Origin of the sequence: Enterococcus sp. 3G1_DIV0629, assembly GCF_002141285.1 — a bacterium.
GTDB lineage: Bacteria > Bacillota > Bacilli > Lactobacillales > Enterococcaceae > Enterococcus_B > Enterococcus_B lactis.
Map to the genome: position 1 here is coordinate 1,581,957 of NZ_NGLI01000001.1, position 17,209 is coordinate 1,599,165.

Below are 17,209 nucleotides of genomic sequence, written 5' to 3' on the forward strand. Positions count from 1 at the left end.
ATCAAACACCTCCATTCGTATATCGAAGTTTATTCAAATCAGAGCCCATATAATGATTAGCAGCTTGCCCAATGTCAGAAGACTTGAGACTTAAATCTTTTCCAAGAATCGCTCTAAGAATCATCATTAACTCATTATGCTGTTTTTGTTGCTGTTTAATCAAAGTTACAAGCTCTGCTGAATTATCAGCTGTATTTGCAGTGTTAGAGCGTTTCTTGTCATCGCCAGAAAGGAAAGCTAATGCTTGACCCATCAATTCAATAGCTCTTGTTTTTCTTGTCAATGGAATAACCATTTCTGGTTTATTTCCTTCTCCTGCTCGATATAATCCGTCTTTGGTAATCAATCCGCCATTGGCATATCCATGTCCTTTTCCGATAACTTGCAACATACCTGCAACTCCGTAACGTTTCTTAGCATAATTGATTGCTGCTAACATGTTATCAAATCCGTTCATAATATTTCCGTGACCAGGAAAAGCGTTAGCTGCAAAAGTTCCGGATTTCATTTGAAGTAATCCTGTTGCATTGCCTTCAGCGAGCCCATCATTGCCACCAATTGCTTTCTCATTACCACCAGATTCCGTTTGGATTTGGGACATCCAGGCATTTATATAAGCTGCTGTAGCTGGTAATCCATTCATTTTCAATGCTTTAGACACGTAAGAACGCCAGCGCGCAACACCAATTCCTCCTACTCCTCCATTGAATATATCACCAGAACCCATAGAACCGTTTAAATGAATATGATCGAAGTGATCGCCATCTGGCCAATTCGTCCATTGTCCGCTTGCCCCTGTTCCAGATAATCCCATGCGGTCACGTACACGCCCATTCGTAATGACATACGCAATTTTTGAAGGGAATTTTTCAAAAGCGTAATTTGCTGCTGCTGTATATCTCGGGTCTCCAGATATACCTGGATAAGCCAAGTCTATAGCTTGCCGTTTTCCGTGATAGTAAGCATCTCCTGCTCGATATCCAGAAGTTACTGTAAGTCCGGGGAACTTACCCATTACTTTCTGTGCCACATCAACTAAATATTGATAAACACCATTGGCATTTACTGCACCATCAAAATTGCCATGAGTGAAGAATTCACTTAATTTTGATTGAAGCATTGTATTTGCAGCTTTGGACATTAATGACGTTCCTGATTTAGTCATATCAAGCCATGGTTCATTAATGCCTGAAAAGTCAACTTTGCTAGTTAAGAATTCTAACATTCTTTTTTCATCATCTAACAAATTAACAATATCTAAATTGCCAATCCCTTTTTTGTAGTGTGGAATATTTAAACGTTCCTTTAATTTCTTTGTTAAAGAAGCATTTAAGACCTGAGCACCTTTAGGCAAATTAACAAGAAGGTCTCTACCTTTGGCAATAAAACCACGTCCATCTGGCATCTGAACATATTCTTCGTGAACTAGGCCTTTTTGATCATTAATCATAGCAAGTCCACCAGGATGTCCATCAGTTCCCTTAGCGTATTGTGGAATTGGCCAGTTTCCGATATTCTTACTTGACTCGACTTCCTTAAGCACATAGTTAACTCCCGATATGACGCCATTAACCCCTTTGCCCATACCACCAACCATTGTATTAGCGACATTGTTCATTGTTGTAGAAAGAGAATTACCTAACGAATTCATTCCGTTTATTAAAGATTGCAACAAGAATGTCCCTGCATTGTAAAAACCACCACTTTTAGAACGAAGGTTGTTAATCGAATCGTTACCAAGCTGATTTACACGGGCTATGAATGATCCATACAATGAATTCCAACCATTAAGATTATTTTGCTGCCACGTTCGGCCATTGTTGTACATAGGAGTGTTGTAGTTTCTAAGCGTGACCATTGCTTGATTACAAAATGAATTGATCGTAGAAATAAATGTCCCAGTTAAACTATTCCATCCATTCAGTAAGTTCTTATTCCATGCTACTCCTTGCGTATAATTAGGATTGTTTTGAAGTTTTAGCGCATTGAGATAGTTTGTAATAAAAACCATTTCACTATTCATATATTGAGGAACCGCTGAGTTCCAACCATTCATTAGATTAGTTAACCATTGAGCTCCAATTCCTAGATACTGATCTGATTTTTCTGAAAGACTGTCCGGAATAATCGGATCGGCAACTTTTGTTTCATCTGATAGTTTAGTATCTTTAGCATTAGTCGTTCCTGCCATCAGTTGAGTTCTCAATACCGTCGTTAGCTCGTTAATAGCTAAAATTAAAGCATCTAAGTTTAGCGTAGATGAAACCGTCGTTATGTTTCCTATACCATCAGCATATTTAGGCACTAGACGTTTAGTTTTAGTGGCGTTCAGTACTTTCGAACCTCTTGGTAAGTCTAAAACGACATTACGTCCTTTAGGTATAAAAGCTTCTCCGCTCGGCAAGGTTATAAGCTCTTCATAAGTAGGTCCTTTTTGATCGTTTACCATAGCTGCTCCGCCAGGATGGAAGTTCGTTCCTTTAGCATTAGGCATAGGACCTATAAAGTCAGCTGATACAGTTTTAGTAATTTTATCTGGTATTTTTGTTTGGAAGATGTTGAACGCTTCAAATGCATCTTTAGCAGCTTGTGAAGCCTCATCGTGTCCTACTGCAGTTTTATCATTAGGAAAAATATTTTTGTTGTAATTCTCTATAGAGCTTTTAGCCCCACTGATTGCCTCTTTTAAATTAACGTTATCTCCATATAGAGTTTTAAGAAGTGGCATAACTTTGTTATATTCTTCTACACTTACAGTCCCGTCTTTCACTTTAGCCAGTAAATCAATATTATTACCAAGCAAGTTTTTAACTGTGTCTGGAATTGCTTTCCATGCATTCCATGATTCTTCTGAAGCGAATATTTTGTTTGCTAAGTCAGTATTGTCAGCTAACATATATTTTTGATTATCTGGTAATTGAGTCCATCTTCCGTATATTTCTTCTGAAGATAAAACAGTGGTAGCTAAATCTTCGTTATCTGCAAGTAATCTTTTCTCATTATCAGGAAGGTTTACCCATTGATTCCACATTCTGTCAGATGATAAAAGAACCTCTGTAAATTTAGTATTATTAGCTGAAAGAAACTTTGCATTAGATGATAACTGATTCCAACGTTTAAACATTTCTTCGGAATTAAAAAGTTTTGTAGAAAAATCTGAGTTATCTAATAACAATTCTTTTGTGGGGTTATCTAATTGAGCCCAACTATTTAATTTTTCTTCTGATCCATCGATAGCATCGTATACTTTATACGCATTCAAATCTAAATCTTTCACTTGAAGTTTGTAAGTATCCCATAATCCCAAATTCATGAGAGTTTCACCCATAACTTCAGGAGTATTTGAAGTTAGGATTGCTTCTTTAGAAGGAATATCTAACTCATTCCATTTACCAGCATTTTCTAAAGCCTTGTATACATTTTTAGAACACTCATCTTCTAATAATGCTTCTTTTTCTTTCCATTCCATATCATCCCAATAACCATTTTGTACTGCCGCTATGGAAATGACATCTTTTGCGTTCGTTGTTAGTTTCGCATCATGAACAACAGGTTTAAGTTCATTCCATTTAGTGAAATCCTTCGTTGCTTCATTCACTACTTCTTGTACGTTAGTTTTTACTTTTCCTGTTTTTTCGTCTAAAACTAATCCATTCCAAGTTGATCCAGCATGCGTAGCCTCATCAGCTACCATACCAAGTTGTTCTGCATTTTTTTCGGCATTATCTGCTATTTCATCCGATGTTTTCTTCGCTTGGGCTAAAATCTTTTCATTACTTTCGAGAAAAACTTTTGTATACTGACCAGTATTGTCCATAGCAGCTGCCGTTTTGCTAAATAATTGACCATTTGATAAACTCACTTCGTTAATCAATTGTGGATATTTATTTGTTATAGCAGCTATTTGGCTATCGAATCCTTGATTTGTAGTTTTGATGTAATCATTCATTTCATCTTCTAATGCATCAATGAATTCTTTGCTTACTCCCTTTTCCTTTAAAGCCGCCTTTTTTTCTTCAAGCATTTGTCTATAATTTTCGGTAGTTGCAGCTTTTTGTTTCGCTAAAGATTGTAACCACGTCTTCGCTTCTTCTTCTGTAGCCTGTGCAACATCACCATTCATGGCTGATAGTATCTTTTTTCTGTCTTTAGCAGAAACATCGAGCGTATCCACATACGCTTGAGAAGTTCCTTTCATTAGATCCTGTATCTGTTGTAGTTCTGAAACAGTCAAGTCTCTGTTCTGATTTGCGGCTCTTTCTCTGATTTTTTTTATTTCTTCATTGTTGTCTTTTATTTTAGAAAGAGATTGCCCTAAGGTTTCTTCTTCTGATTCAGCTACTTCTTTCATGGCATCCTGAACTGATTGAGGTAGCCCTTTTAGTGCATCGTCTAATGCCTTTATTCTACCTGTTAAAGATGTTTCTAAAGATGTTCCAGCGGTTGCGAAATTAGCCGCCATATTATTCGCATCATCAACAGTAAATCCCTCTTTGAGAAGCCCGAATTGACCATTTGCACCTTCAATATTCTTCTGTACTCCGTCAAGAGTACTATCTATTTCCTCACCGACATCTGTTCCCCATTGCTTTACTCTTTGCGAGGAATTCCATGCTTCTTCACCAAATAATTTCCATGCCCCATAGCCAACTGCTAGTGCGCCACCAACGCCAACAATACCAAGCAGAGCAGGACCTAATAAACCTAGTGATGTTGTCATTGCGCCTATTCCGCTGGCGCCCGCAGCAGTACTTGCAGCACTAGCTGTTTTTCCCATCATAGGGACTAACCCGCCAATACCTCCAGCTCCTGCTGTCTTTGCAGCTGCAGCACCAGCTGTTGTTACCGACGATGCAAAGGCATCCATAGCCTTCTTTTCTGCTGCTTTCGCTGCTAAATCAACAAGGCTTTTCGTCAATCTTCCAGTAGTTGAAGTAACTTTACCTATTACTGAAGTACCAGTTCCTAAAAGCTTCAGCGCTGGACCAGCTGCTGCTGCTAATCCAACCCATTTGATAATGTTTCTTTGTTGATCATCACTCATAGCCGAGAAAGCTTTCGCCATATTCCCTAAGTTTTTTATCAATGGTTTCGATACATTTAGACCATCACGCAACGCGTCTACAAATGGACCTCCAAGATCGATTGCTGTATCAATCACTTCGTTTTTCAACATCTTTAGCTTTGATTCAGTTGTTTCGTATCTTTTATTAGCTTCATTTGTTAAAGCTGTATTTTGTTTCCACGCGCCGTTTCCTTTTTCAATTGCTCCTTTGAATATGTCACTAGCATTTGCAGCTCTCAATAAACTGTCGCGTAGTCGAACTTCTTTTATATCCATGTCATCCAGAACTTTGATTGCTGAAGTCCCATGTTTTTCTGAATCTTTCAGCCCTTGAATGAACTTGATGATTGCTTCTGAAGGATCACTCTTGAACAACTTCTGGAATTGTTCACTTGTAACACCTGCCACATTCGCAAAATTTTCAAGCGAACTTTTCGAATTGTCCGCTTCTTTATACATTTTCTTTAAATCAGATGAAGTGAATCCCATTTGCTCTGATACTGCTTTTAACGATTTTCCACCGTCTCTCACAGCATTTACTAAATTAACCCACGGAACACCTTGTTCTTCTGCCATCTGTTTCAGCTGATCAAAAGCGCCAAATCCTTTTTCTACAGCTAGCTGCATCTGGATCATGACCTTCGAAAAGGCAGACCCACCCGCTTCAGCTTCGACACCAACAGAAGATAGAGCAGTAGCAAATCCTAGAATTTCGCCTTGGCTCATTCCAATCTGTTTACCAGCACCCGCTAACCGCAATCCCATTTCAGTGATTTCTGATTCGGTTGTAGCAAAATTGTTACCTAGATCGACAATGACTGATCCTAATTTATCAAAGTCTTTTTGAGACATTTGGGTAATATTAGCAAATCGTGCTAAAGAAGTTGCCGCAGTTTCAGCCGACATATTAGTCGATTCACCCATATCTATCATCGTCTTAGTGAAGCTAACTACGTTTTCAGTCTTTATACCTAATTGCCCAGCGGCTTCGGCTACATTTGCTATTTCTTGATGACTACCAGGTAATTGAGTGGCAAGATTACGCAGACCTTTCTCTAAGTCGCTATAGGAATAAACTACGTTCCCATTCGAATCTACAACTTCATCATTTGTCTTTTTTACTCCTGCAAAAGCACTTTCCCATGAAATAGCTGCACTAGTAACTGCAGTTGCACCTGCCACTATTGGAGCTGTTACTCCAACAGTTAGGGCAGATCCTATCCCAGAAACTCCTTTACCAAAGGCTTCAATTTTTTTCCCAGAATTAATCAATACATCAGAATTAGCTTTTAGTTTCCCCGTAAACCCTTCCGTTTCCACTTTCATCCGAGCAATCTGTCCAACAGTTGTTTTCATCTGAGATTCGTAACTTGCTGATCTAGCTGTTGCTTGATTCAATTGATTAGCGTATTTAGCAGTCGAAGCAGTAGCGTTTCCGTTAGAGTCAAAACTATCCTTATAAGCTTTAGTGAGCAATTCTACTTGCTTTTCATTTGCTTGTAGAACTCCGCCTAAACCATTGTATTTTGCTTGTAAAGCGCCGAGAGAATTCCCTGAAGAGTTCATTACTTGCATTTGTGATTTCATTGCTTTCATTTGATGGTTAACAGCGTTTTTAGCTCCGGCTAGACCTTTTGAAAAGGCTGAACTGTCTAAGTCTAGTTTGATAATCATATTGCCTAAAGGTTTTCCGTTTGCCATATGTTTACCTCCTCTCTACATGGATTTCAAGAAGTCTTTAAGATCAACTTCTTTTTGTTTCTCTTTTTTAGGCGAAGTGCACGCAATTTTCATCATCATTTCAAAGGAATTATCTTCTATGTCAGATAGCGACCATCCCGCTTTCACTAACTCTCTACATAGGTTTAAGTACATTTCTTCTGCTTCTTCAGGCGTTACTTTTTTGCATCTGGGTCTGGATTGCTTTCAATCCCCATCACTTCTCCTAATATGCCATCCAACGTGCTCATTACCTTCTCAGATGGTAATCCATCTAAAATTTGTTCAGCTGTCAAATTACTGTCCCTGAAGATTCCTACAGCAAAATCCAAATAAATGTCCAAGCGATCCCAACCCATAACTCCGTCTTCGTTTAGTTTTTTGATTGTCTCTAAAGCTTTTCGATAATCTTTACCTGTTGTATCAAGATTTTCGTAAACTTTCTTAGCTGATCCTTCTTTCAATTCGATTCTTACTTTTGCCATTTATATTCCTCCTACTATATAAATAAGGAAGATTGGCTCTATACCAATCTTCCTTATTACTTTCATTCAACTTTTATCCGTTGTTTCGGAACTATTACTTCATTATTTTTATCTCGCCCATCAATTTCTACAATGTCATCTTTTTGTTTTATAGCACCACCAATATAGTAATCATATCTTCCTAGAGAAAATTCGCCACCAATCGCTTGAGCAACACCATTGACATAAGCTCTAGCAAATTTAATATCACCTGTGTAGCTTCCAAACATATGTCTGCTACCAAAAACATACTCATCCGGAATCATTCCGGGCTTAACTGGGAGACACTACTGTAACAGTACATTTTGCTACTTTACCGCCATCCGTAGTAGTAAATGAAACTTCTGTAGTTCCACCAACTTCAGCGTCTGTTTTTACTGTAACGTTGCCCCCGCTAACCGTAGCTACAGCTGTATTCGAACTGCTCCAACTTCCTGTTTTATCTGTTGCGTTTGTTGGCGTTACAGTAGGAGTTAATTTTAAGGTTCCGCCTTGTTCAACTTCAGCTGTCGTTTTATCCAACGTCACACCAGTAACTGAAATTGGAAGAGTGGTAAATGCAGGAATATCTACTTTTACTGATTCTTGACCTCCAACCACACGCGTAGCTTGATAATCTCCTTTAGCAACTTGAGTATTTGCTGCAATTCCAGTAATAGAAAGTGGACTTTCACCCTCTGCGACTTTTGTAAATTCAGTACCATTTTTTTTATAGATTTTAAATGTATCTGACATAGTTATCCTCCTAACTTAATTCAACTGTTGCCCCATTAATAGTGGGAGTGATTGCTCCAACAACGGGGCTAGTTACTCCCCCGCTGCAGGAAATACCATCTCTTTCAAAGCAGTAATAGAAGCTTCTTCGTCTCCAACATATTTTGCGACTGTTTGGCCTTTAGCATCACCTTCAACATCATTGGCAATCGCTGAAAATACATATTCTTCTGCTTCTGGTTCGAAAGCTTCATTTGTCGTAGTGTTAAGATTAATAGATTCCCGACTGAATTTTCCTTTGAACATCGCAAGCATTGCTGTATCGCCGTTCAAATCCTCCGATTCCATCAAAATTGCACAATATGGTGGCTCAGTATCTTCTCCCAAGAAGCTGATTTTGTTTGTATCGGTTTTGTAACCAAGAATTTTGTCATTTACTTCTGTTGGTAAATCTAACAATCCAAAAGTAGCTGAAACATCGCCTGTTCCTTTCTGAGAGACATAGTAAGCGATGTTCGATCCGTAAACTTTTGATGGTTCTTTTGATAGCCCACTGATTTCAGCAGATACAGTTGCTCCTTCGTCTTGTTTACCTTCAATTACATATAGATTTGCTGCTGGAATCTTCCCTGTGCTGTCAAAGACCCCGATTGTCATTTTTTTGAATCCTACTAAAGTCATAAAATTTTCCTCCTAATTTTGGGTAATAAAAAAGACACGTTATTTTCGTGTCTTAATTTCTAATATTCGGTATCGTAAATTTTTGTATTTCCTTCGTAACGACGCGCGTCTACAAAGCGTTTTGTTTCAGAAAAGTATTCATCTAACCCTTGACCAGAGATTTGGCCAAAGCCTAGTTTTTTCATCTCTTTTTTTATCTCATATTGAATCTGCTTGCATGTTGCTCTATATTTCGATTCAACATCGATCTGTATCATATGCTCCACAGAAAGCTCTTTGTTACTCCCGTGATATGCTTCGTTAGGTGTATCTACAGGACGAATCGTGATCATTGGACCTGTTTTATCGGCGGTTTCAGGTTGCTCATAAAATTTAATACGATATTGCTCGTTATTCTCGTTGTAGGTCATTGAACGAATATACTCATTCAAACAAAGAGCCTCGTAAATGATATTAAGCATATCTTTCATAAACTCTTTTTAACCTCCTCCCCTACAGCATCAAAGTACAACGGCTCGGAATTCTTAAGTGATTTTGTTATTACACCAAATCCTCTCGGTCTAATTTGTTTGCCTTTTCGTGTATAGCCCCATTCATTCAAATGAATGATTCTATATCGTTGATGTGGACCATTCCAACCGATTTCAGCTTCTGCCTTGTAATCTCTATACGTAGCGTTCTTGCGAACAACCTCATCGATCGTATAACCTTTGTCTTTAAAAACGGTCATGTCCGTTTGCAACTGTTTTTCTACTTTTTCAGCGCCAACATTGATTGCTTTTTTTGTTAATGTCTTAGTTTTCTTTTCTCCAAACTTTTTCTCTAAAGCTTGGATTGTTTCTTGAACGCCTTCAAACTTTACGTTACTCATCGTTTATCACCGCTAATAAAAGTGTGACAAACTCATTTGAGGCTAAATCATGTCGTACTTCCACGATATTCCATCTGAGTCCGGAATATCGATAATCAATTATTTCTGCGAAATCTTTATTGTCTGGAGTATACTTTTTTCTCGGATCACGCATCACCATAGTGACAGCCAACTTACTATCTAATCCATTCAAAACTTCAAGGTCCTTCATTGATGGATCGTATATTTCAGCTCTTGTTTTATACAATATTTTTTCCTCATCATTACCGGGTTCAGGCCCATTTGAAGGTTTATATTGATAAAAGAAAACTTTCGTATTTAATTTTCTTGTACTAGACCTTTTCAGTGGACTCACCTTCTTTGAATACTTTATAACTCGCTTTGAGTTGAAGAATAAGAGAGTTGAAGCCTAAATCATACTCTCTTAAACCTCCAGTTGCATTCGCTGTTTCAATGGTAGCTGAGCGTGCATGATAGTAATGATCCGTCAGCATCAAGATAGAAAGGTTTAAAAGATCTGTGGAATCGTTATCTGTTTCATAAAAAGAAGGCTTATCTTGTCCGATAGCTCCTTTGATGTATGCAATAGCAGCTGCCGCAGATCGTTTAATGCCAGTATTATCGTCAGAAAAATCTTCACGAATCGCCTCTTTAATTTCTTCTAAATCTTGTTCATTTTTAGGATCTAGAATCATGAATACACCGCCTAACTAAGTTCGATAGTTGCCCCATCTGCAGTCGGGGTCACTTTCCCGACGACTGCCGGGGCTACGCTTTTTTTATCGTAGCTAGACGGAATGCTGACGCTAGTTTGATTTGATGATCGAACCATGCTGTGACAACAAACAAATTAACACCTGTTTTCACGTCTTTATCTTGTTCGTACGTCGCACCGATATCGTAGTTAAAGTGTGAGTATGAAAAATCGCCGATAACAGGGGTAACAGCAGCATCAGTAAAGATTACTGGTTTACCTAAAATTTGTTCAGGTTGTGCTGTATAAAGAGTGGTACTTCCGTTAGCTAGGGTTTCGATGATATTTAAATAATCGGCATATTTCATCATGATTTTTGCATTTTCACGATAGTCTTCGTGTAGATCAGCAATAGCAGCTTTAATTGCTTTGTATAAATCTTCACCTTCGACTTTTTTAATGTTTACTTCCGTTTCGTCATAAAAACTCATATGTTCTTCGCCAGTTTTAGGAGTTGTAGCAAACGCAACTTTACGCTCTTTTGCAGCTACACCAGACTGTAAGTTACGCTCTACAGTTGAAACTAAATTCGTATTTGTTCCAGCTAAGATAGTTTCAGAAATACCAGTAAAAACTTTAAACTTATGACGTCCAAAAGCTACTATATCCCCTTTTGCTTTCAGTTCTTTTGCTGTTTCCATATCTGCAATAAAATCATCATCATCCAATGTGAAAGAAACTTTTGGAATTTCCAGATTAGGAATATTTGTGATAGCCGAAACATCTCTTAATGGATTTTTTACAATCGGTTCAGAGATAATGTCGGTGGCTACTGTTTTAGGTAAGAATTTCCCACCTTTTGATGCATCATCATCGCCTAATACTTGTAAAACATCTGATGGAACAGCTTCTTTTGCAATGGTTTTGCGAATCAATTCTGCTTTTGCATCAATTACTTTTTGTTTAGGATTTTCAGAAGTAGTAAATTGTCCTTTTGACAAATTAGCCTTTTGTTCTGCTTCCATTTGGTCGTGTTGAGTTTTGATAATATCGAAACGTTGCTGTAAATCATCTTTTGATTTTTGCATTTGAACTAACTCTTCAGCGCTCGTCCCTGGATCTGTTGCTTTTTGCATAATCGTATCGTTTTGTTTTTGAATTTGCTGTCCTAATGTAGCTAAATCTTGTTTTAATTCATACAGTGTTTTCATTTATAATCCTCCTAGAATTGTGCCTATCAAGGCTTTGTTTTGTTTTGCATGTTCAACGATTTTTTCTATTTTTTCTTGGTCTCTCGAGTCTTCTTGTCTAGAGTCCAAAAGTTTTTCTGGAACTTTTTGATACGTTTCAAACAGTTTTTGACTGATTGAAGCTGCAACTTGATTAGCTGACTCAACCACATCGCAAAGACCGTAATTGTATGCTTCTTGAGCAGACATCCAAGTTTCTTCGTCCATAATTTGTTTTATTTTTTCTTCTGTTAACTTTTCACCAGCTTTTGCTAAATACGTAACTACAGAAGATTCAGCTATTTTGTCCAAATCATCTGCTTGTTTACGTAGCTCTTTGGCATTTCCCATTGAAATTGTCCAAGGATTGTGGATCATTAACATGCTGTTCTCAGGCATAATGACTTCATCACAGCTTGCTACAATCACACTGGCAATTGATGCCGCTAAAGCATCCACATGAGCTACAACACGTGCTTTGTGCTGTCGCAACATATTTCCAATTGCAATTCCTTCAAAGACAGAACCACCTGGTGAATTTATGTGAAGATTAATCTGGCTAACTTCTCCAAGCTCCTTCAAATCTTTTTGAAAACTTGCTGCAGTAGTGTCTGTGTCGTCCCATTTGAATGAGACAATTTCTCCAAATATAAAAACATCTGCTTCATTTTGATTAGCAGACTGTTTGCATTCCCAAAACTTTTTCATTTCAACCCTCCTTTCAAGGCAAAATAAAAAAGACCTAACTATTTTTAGTTACGTCTGTTTCACTAGATTTATTCGATTTTCTTAATGTTGGATCCATTTCTTGCGGATACATATCACCTGAAATCCATAGATCAGCAGCTTTTCCACCTCGTGGAGGCATTTCTTCTAACATTCTTGCCTCGTCAGGAGACATCCAACCATCGCGTATTCCGCCATGGTAAAACTTTTGACGTGCATCGCTGTCTCCGCGAAGCAATCCCATCATATTAAATTTGAAATAATATCCTTTTATTCTTTCGTTTGTTCGAAGTATTTTCTTATTAAACTCTCTTTCATATTGCTTTACAATCGGAGTAAGTGTCATATTAACGAATAGTTGCATCAATTGTTCATTTGAAGAAAAGCTGCTACTGTCAGAGTTCAAGAAAATGCTAGGAACGTTATAAACATTAGCAATACGATCTCGAGTAATTTCCTCAGTGATCTTCATATCAGTTGCTACAAAGTTCCGTTTCATTTCTTCAATAGTTACACCCGGTTCTTGGAAAAGCACGCCACCGTTTTCTTCATAGAAACGTCTAAAATCTTCCACAACGGCTTTTCTTTTTTCTTCATCAACGCTAGTGGCATAAGTTAAAATGAATGAATCTCGTAAGGATTGCATTTCTTTTAAAGAAAATTCACGAACCGCTTTATCAAAATCATTTGAATTTTTTAATACTTGGATTGGACTTATTCCCTTCCAATTACCATTTCCCGCAATATGTCGTACATGAATAACATCAGTATTATGAAAATAGAATGTTTTGCCATCGTTATTCACTTGATACCATAATTCTTTACTATCCTGTTCAATTACCGGTTCAACATAATTTGGATTGAAAGGGACCAATGTATCAAATTGCCCTCTAAAATCTCTAATAATCAAAGCATAGCCGTTTCCATTTGTATTCCTGCTAACTTCAAGTACATTAATTATTTGGTCCAAAGTTTGATTTTTGTTAGGAAAATATATTAATCGGTCCATAGACTCATCAAATTGTTGATCGTAATTTAGATATTTTTTGAATGGTAGACTAGACAATGTATTACTTAAACGAGATACGACCGAAAAAATATTTTCATTGGTTTCAAGAGTTGAATTTTCTATTCCAAAAAAAGTTTTACCAAACCAAACCTTGAAATTACTACTAGTTGAGTAATCTTTTATAATTGCCTGTTTGATAAATTTTGGAGTTACTCTATTAACCACTTTTTGAAACTTATTCATTATTTACCTCCCCTCATCATTTCTCTGACGCTTATAAAACCAATGGTTCCGCTCTGTTTAGATTTTGTAGCAAACATTTCAACTACGCTGACATGACTATTCAATACAGCGGCAAAACCATCTATTTTCCTATTCTTCGATTGTTTCGTCGGCATCCAATTATTGTTACGATCTTGAACTAGCTTCACGTTAGAAAGATACCATCTAAAAATTTTCTGTTGGTTATAAATTACTTTTCCGTCTAAAAAGCGTTCTTTCAAATCTTTCATCGGACCGCCAAGAGTAGTGAAGCCCTGAATAGCTTCTTCCATCACAAACCCGTAGTCAATCATTTGCCGATTCAAAATCAAACTGTTTCTTCTGTCATATCTGATTTTCAGTATTTTATATTTTTTTGATTGTTCAACAAACCAGTCAAAAACAAACTGGTAATCGACATAACTGCCTGGTGTCAAAGTTAGATCACCTGATTTTATCCAAGCATCCAACCGTTGTTTATTATTGTCGTTGTTATATCTCTCTTGCGAAATCCAACTATGTTCTAGAACTGCTATTTCTCCAGTTTCGTAAATAGGAAACTCTAAATCAGCCGACGTGAAATCTTGTGTTTCTGATAAATCATACCCCCCAACACATTCTTCACCTTCCATGATTTCCCAATCAATTATTTTGTTATTCTTATTGATTGTCTGCATATCTAGAAACGATAGTTCGTCTATGTCAGAAAATAGATTGAACTGCTTAGTAATCCAGTCCGCTCGTTCCTGGGGACTATTACGTTCTGTTTTCCAATCGGTTACCAAATCAACAAATGACATCAACCCGATGTTTGGATTAGCTTTGATCCAGTTCCTTGGGTCATCCGCTTCAGAAACATCATCTAGCTTTGCTACAAAATAAAAAACTCGTTCATCTAGCCCATCTTCAAGATGTTCTAAACAATCGAGTGCATTGTCATAATATTGCATAAGCGGCCCATCAAGAACATAACCAGCTGTAGTTATATAAACGATCAGCGGTTGTCTTCGTGTACCACGAGATTTTTTTATTACATTGATCAATTTGAAATTAATGAATTCATGAATTTCATCAAAAATCGCAAAATGAGTGTTTAAGCCATCCAGCTTTTTACTATCAGACGCTCGAGCTTCCATTTTAGAGAAAGTAACCTCATCTTTAATTAAGGATCTTTGTGGCTTATATTTTTTATCCAAACGTGGCGATTGTTTCACCATTTCTTTGGTTTTATCGAACAAAATAGACGCTTGATCTTTTGCATTGGCCAAAACATAGACATTAGCACCTTGTTCATGGTCATATCCAAGCATGTAAGCAGATAACCCACTGATAAGAGATGTCTTTCCGTTTTTACGACCAACAAATGTCAAAGCTTCACGAAAACGCCGAATTCCTGTGTCTTTATGAATCCATCCGAACATCGAACCGATGATAAAATGTTGCCATGGTTGCAAAATAAATCGGCCAAAGTCACCTTCAGTCGGACGGCAATTATCTTCAATAAAACGAATAGGACGATGCCCTACTTCTTCATCAAAAATCCACGGAAATTCTTCGGTTCCTTGTCGTTCTAAATCTAATACATGACGTTTAGCAGCAAGGATGTTTTCTTTACTCGCTGGTATAGATCCATCAATCAATCGTTCAGCGTACCAAGTAGTCAACAGTTCAGGATATGGTTCTAATAAGATTCCTCCCCATGAAGCTTGTTCTTCTTTGTATTCAGCCCACCATCTTTCAAGTTCTGAATATGATAATGACATCAAGTCCATTCATCATCATCCTCGCTTTTAGCCATTTTTATAGCTAATTTAGCTCTAGCTGAAGGCGATAACCCCAAATCACTTCCAAAAGACCGCATGTTTTTTGAACAAGTATCCAATTGTTTGATCAGCGGATTGCCAATTCCTTCTAGATCATCCCTTTGTACTCTTGCTGCTTGATTTTGCAGATTTAAATGTTCTGAGTACCAGTAGCAATACATAGCCAGTGGATAAATATCACCGTTTGTAATTAATTCTATCTCAAGCAACTCTTCTTTCAAGAAATCAAATGCTTTTGTTGCAGATTCATTCAGCCATTCAGGAGCTCTGATGTTGTCACTTTTCATTTGCAAGCGTTCTTCAGCATCTGCACGTTTCTTTAATTCTTTAGTATTTTTTTTATTAGGATTTTTTTGTAAAAGCTGCAGTTTTGCACTTTTTGCTGGTTGTGGCATTCCATCACCTTCTTTCATGGTAAAATATATAGAGATTGGAGGTGCTAATTATGAAAGTTATCAAAGTCAATAGTCACGATATGAATATACAAACTGTGAATTTTTCTAATGGCAGTTTTATTTCTTTCAAACTTATTGAACATAACATCTTACAAGTTTTGAAGACTAATATTTCTGGATTATCTTATCTGGCTAGTAAAGAAATCAGTTTTGACTACATCGGCGACGAAACTAAGGTCTTAGCTGGTGAATATGTTTTTCAATTGGTCTAATAAAAAACTTGAAAAGCGGTATTTGTGTGAAGGAGGGAGCTCACCGGTCTTGGCCCCCTCCTATTTCTACTTTTCTCAGTAGGGGGGCTACTTTACTTCGGTGTAATCAATACTCAACCTCAATCCGTTTGTTCTTAATACATCTATTTCAGGTAGATTCAAGGATTTATCAAAATATCCTTCCTCTAAAATGATAGTTCCTTTACTTACTCTATTTTTAAACTCTTCCAGCTGCTCTATTACCTTTTTTAACCATTCCACTTGTTGTATTTCGGCGTCTTTAATTGTTGTGCTGCTAACATCCACTTGTTTATTCTCTTGTGGCATAGAACTTCACTACCTTTCTCCTCGTCTTAATTTTCTTTTCTCCTCCTGATCGCTCAGGATGTTCTTTGTTATGGCATGCAAGACAAACAAGCTCTAGGTTATTAATGTCCCAGAACTTAGTTATATCTTCTCTTGCTTCAATTATGTGATGGACAACTATCCCTCTTGTGACTATCCCTCGACGTTGACACTCTTGGCATACACCAAAGTCTCTTGCTATAACTATTTCTCTAAGCTTCCTCCACTTGTTCGTCTTATAGAGTTTGTCTATCTCGTCTCTAGGCCTAGCTTCTTTCATTTAAGCATCTCTCTTGTGTCCAATAATTTTTCTATCTAAATGATTACTGCCATCAGAGGTATCATAATATTCAATAGAAATATCGTTAGACCCATCAGGTGTTTCACTACCATCGCCAGTTGTATGATAATGATATCGTATATCTACTAGACCAATACCATCAATTACAGGTCCATCCACTCGTTGACCTTTATAATAAACTTCTGGTACTGAGTCAGTATCTTTTAGTTTGATCTCTAGAAGGTTCGTGTTACTTCCATCATCTAACGTCAATTCATCAATACTCTTTTTGATTTGTTGCATTACTTTTTTTCCTGTCTCGCCTGTCATTGGCAATACCATCTCATAACCAGTAAACTCGCAAGTAAAGCGTTCAATAGCATAAGCGTTTTGAAGTGGCTTAGCACTAAGAACATCTGGATTATTGCTATAATAACGATCAACTAATAACTTCCCTATAGGAATGGCATCTAAAGCTCTATCAGTAAACACTAAAGCATCGGGATAATCTTCTTGGATTTTATAAGCTAGATTTGGTGTAGTTACAATGTTATACCCTTCCCTGATATAATCTTTTAATTTCATAGTTTCCCTCCTGAAA

The 17,209-nt window shown here is 37.3% G+C and carries 18 protein-coding genes; 1 reads left to right on the forward strand and 17 read right to left on the reverse strand.

The annotated features are described in order from the left end of the window. Position 1: 1 nt before the first annotated feature. The 14 genes from A5816_RS07960 to A5816_RS08025 all read right to left on the reverse strand — a co-directional run bounded on the left by A5816_RS07960 (position 2) and on the right by A5816_RS08025 (position 15,711). A complete protein-coding gene (locus A5816_RS07960; protein WP_086311075.1) occupies positions 2-6,766 on the reverse strand; it encodes a phage tail tape measure protein in 6,765 nt (2,254 codons plus the stop codon). A 194-nt stretch (positions 6,767-6,960) separates the two neighbouring features. Further along, entirely contained in the window at positions 6,961-7,269 is a 309-nt protein-coding gene (gene gpG, locus A5816_RS07965; RefSeq protein WP_086311076.1) for a phage tail assembly chaperone G, read from the reverse strand. A 62-nt stretch (positions 7,270-7,331) separates the two neighbouring features. Further along, the gene (locus tag A5816_RS07970) at positions 7,332-7,574 is read right to left on the reverse strand and encodes an immunoglobulin-like domain-containing protein (RefSeq protein WP_373404612.1); all 243 of its coding nucleotides are present in this window, start codon (positions 7,572-7,574) and stop codon (positions 7,332-7,334) included. A gap of 7 nt (positions 7,575-7,581) precedes the next feature. Beyond that, entirely contained in the window at positions 7,582-8,043 is a 462-nt protein-coding gene (locus tag A5816_RS07975) for an Ig-like domain-containing protein (RefSeq protein WP_086311078.1), read from the reverse strand. Positions 8,044-8,115: 72 nt separating this feature from the next. Beyond that, positions 8,116-8,703 (reverse strand): major tail protein, encoded by a 588-nt coding sequence (locus A5816_RS07980; protein ID WP_002315355.1) that lies wholly within the window; start codon positions 8,701-8,703, stop codon positions 8,116-8,118. 59 nt (positions 8,704-8,762) lie between these two features. Next, positions 8,763-9,173: a hypothetical protein gene (locus A5816_RS07985; RefSeq protein WP_086311079.1), complete on the reverse strand. Its 411-nt coding sequence runs from the start codon at positions 9,171-9,173 to the stop codon at positions 8,763-8,765. Continuing rightward, positions 9,170-9,574 (reverse strand): hypothetical protein, encoded by a 405-nt coding sequence (locus A5816_RS07990; RefSeq protein ID WP_016631243.1) that lies wholly within the window; start codon positions 9,572-9,574, stop codon positions 9,170-9,172. The genes A5816_RS07985 and A5816_RS07990 overlap by 4 nt, the downstream gene beginning before the upstream one ends. Continuing rightward, positions 9,567-9,821 carry a phage head-tail adapter protein gene (locus tag A5816_RS07995; protein WP_256926063.1) on the reverse strand — a complete coding sequence of 85 codons (255 nt, stop codon included), beginning with the start codon at positions 9,819-9,821 and terminating at the stop codon, positions 9,567-9,569. Before A5816_RS07995 ends, A5816_RS07990 begins: the two co-directional genes overlap by 8 nt. An 85-nt stretch (positions 9,822-9,906) precedes the next feature. Next, positions 9,907-10,269 (reverse strand): head-tail connector protein, encoded by a 363-nt coding sequence (locus A5816_RS08000; protein WP_002318060.1) that lies wholly within the window; start codon positions 10,267-10,269, stop codon positions 9,907-9,909. A 73-nt stretch (positions 10,270-10,342) separates the two neighbouring features. Beyond that, positions 10,343-11,479, reverse strand: coding sequence for a phage major capsid protein (locus A5816_RS08005; RefSeq protein ID WP_086311081.1), 1,137 nt, complete (start codon positions 11,477-11,479; stop codon positions 10,343-10,345). Continuing rightward, the gene (locus A5816_RS08010) at positions 11,480-12,205 is read right to left on the reverse strand and encodes a head maturation protease, ClpP-related (RefSeq protein WP_002318059.1); all 726 of its coding nucleotides are present in this window, start codon (positions 12,203-12,205) and stop codon (positions 11,480-11,482) included. A gap of 34 nt (positions 12,206-12,239) precedes the next feature. Then, a complete protein-coding gene (locus A5816_RS08015) occupies positions 12,240-13,475 on the reverse strand; it encodes a phage portal protein (RefSeq protein WP_086311082.1) in 1,236 nt (411 codons plus the stop codon). Continuing rightward, positions 13,475-15,265 (reverse strand): terminase large subunit, encoded by a 1,791-nt coding sequence (locus A5816_RS08020; RefSeq protein WP_086311083.1) that lies wholly within the window; start codon positions 15,263-15,265, stop codon positions 13,475-13,477. The genes A5816_RS08015 and A5816_RS08020 overlap by 1 nt, the downstream gene beginning before the upstream one ends. Next, positions 15,256-15,711 carry a phage terminase small subunit P27 family gene (locus A5816_RS08025; protein ID WP_086311084.1) on the reverse strand — a complete coding sequence of 152 codons (456 nt, stop codon included), beginning with the start codon at positions 15,709-15,711 and terminating at the stop codon, positions 15,256-15,258. The genes A5816_RS08020 and A5816_RS08025 overlap by 10 nt, the downstream gene beginning before the upstream one ends. Positions 15,712-15,761: 50 nt before the next feature. Here A5816_RS08025 and A5816_RS08030 point away from each other — a divergent pair, with 50 nt between their 5' ends. After that, positions 15,762-15,983 carry a hypothetical protein gene (locus A5816_RS08030; RefSeq protein ID WP_086311085.1) on the forward strand — a complete coding sequence of 74 codons (222 nt, stop codon included), beginning with the start codon at positions 15,762-15,764 and terminating at the stop codon, positions 15,981-15,983. 87 nt (positions 15,984-16,070) lie between these two features. Here A5816_RS08030 and A5816_RS08035 read toward each other — a convergent pair whose 3' ends face one another. The 3 genes from A5816_RS08035 to A5816_RS08045 are packed head-to-tail and all read right to left on the reverse strand — an operon-like array spanning position 16,071 to position 17,193. Beyond that, positions 16,071-16,310, reverse strand: a complete 240-nt coding sequence (locus A5816_RS08035) for a hypothetical protein (protein WP_086311086.1) — start codon at positions 16,308-16,310, stop codon at positions 16,071-16,073. Further along, the gene (locus A5816_RS08040) at positions 16,294-16,608 is read right to left on the reverse strand and encodes an HNH endonuclease signature motif containing protein (protein WP_086311087.1); all 315 of its coding nucleotides are present in this window, start codon (positions 16,606-16,608) and stop codon (positions 16,294-16,296) included. The genes A5816_RS08035 and A5816_RS08040 overlap by 17 nt, the downstream gene beginning before the upstream one ends. Beyond that, the gene (locus A5816_RS08045) at positions 16,609-17,193 is read right to left on the reverse strand and encodes a hypothetical protein (RefSeq protein WP_086311088.1); all 585 of its coding nucleotides are present in this window, start codon (positions 17,191-17,193) and stop codon (positions 16,609-16,611) included. Positions 17,194-17,209: the final 16 nt, after the last annotated feature.

What these genes read in the sequence shown, in the direction of transcription:
- A5816_RS08015 (WP_086311082.1), bottom strand. Translation starts at nt 13,475, where the DNA reads ATGAATAAGTTTCAAAAAGTGGTTAATAGAGTAACTCCAAAATTTATC.
- A5816_RS08000 (WP_002318060.1), bottom strand. Translation starts at nt 10,269, where the DNA reads ATGATTCTAGATCCTAAAAATGAACAAGATTTAGAAGAAATTAAAGAG.
- A5816_RS08025 (WP_086311084.1), bottom strand. Translation starts at nt 15,711, where the DNA reads ATGCCACAACCAGCAAAAAGTGCAAAACTGCAGCTTTTACAAAAAAAT.
- A5816_RS07980 (WP_002315355.1), bottom strand. Translation starts at nt 8,703, where the DNA reads ATGACTTTAGTAGGATTCAAAAAAATGACAATCGGGGTCTTTGACAGC.
- A5816_RS08010 (WP_002318059.1), bottom strand. Translation starts at nt 12,205, where the DNA reads ATGAAAAAGTTTTGGGAATGCAAACAGTCTGCTAATCAAAATGAAGCA.
- A5816_RS08040 (WP_086311087.1), bottom strand. Translation starts at nt 16,608, where the DNA reads ATGAAAGAAGCTAGGCCTAGAGACGAGATAGACAAACTCTATAAGACG.
- A5816_RS07970 (WP_373404612.1), bottom strand. Translation starts at nt 7,574, where the DNA reads ATGATTCCGGATGAGTATGTTTTTGGTAGCAGACATATGTTTGGAAGC.
- A5816_RS08020 (WP_086311083.1), bottom strand. Translation starts at nt 15,265, where the DNA reads ATGGACTTGATGTCATTATCATATTCAGAACTTGAAAGATGGTGGGCT.
- A5816_RS07985 (WP_086311079.1), bottom strand. Translation starts at nt 9,173, where the DNA reads ATGAAAGATATGCTTAATATCATTTACGAGGCTCTTTGTTTGAATGAG.
- A5816_RS07990 (WP_016631243.1), bottom strand. Translation starts at nt 9,574, where the DNA reads ATGAGTAACGTAAAGTTTGAAGGCGTTCAAGAAACAATCCAAGCTTTA.
- gpG (WP_086311076.1), bottom strand. Translation starts at nt 7,269, where the DNA reads ATGGCAAAAGTAAGAATCGAATTGAAAGAAGGATCAGCTAAGAAAGTT.
- A5816_RS08045 (WP_086311088.1), bottom strand. Translation starts at nt 17,193, where the DNA reads ATGAAATTAAAAGATTATATCAGGGAAGGGTATAACATTGTAACTACA.
- A5816_RS07960 (WP_086311075.1), bottom strand. Translation starts at nt 6,766, where the DNA reads ATGGCAAACGGAAAACCTTTAGGCAATATGATTATCAAACTAGACTTA.
- A5816_RS08030 (WP_086311085.1), top strand. Translation starts at nt 15,762, where the DNA reads ATGAAAGTTATCAAAGTCAATAGTCACGATATGAATATACAAACTGTG.
- A5816_RS08035 (WP_086311086.1), bottom strand. Translation starts at nt 16,310, where the DNA reads ATGCCACAAGAGAATAAACAAGTGGATGTTAGCAGCACAACAATTAAA.
- A5816_RS07975 (WP_086311078.1), bottom strand. Translation starts at nt 8,043, where the DNA reads ATGTCAGATACATTTAAAATCTATAAAAAAAATGGTACTGAATTTACA.
- A5816_RS08005 (WP_086311081.1), bottom strand. Translation starts at nt 11,479, where the DNA reads ATGAAAACACTGTATGAATTAAAACAAGATTTAGCTACATTAGGACAG.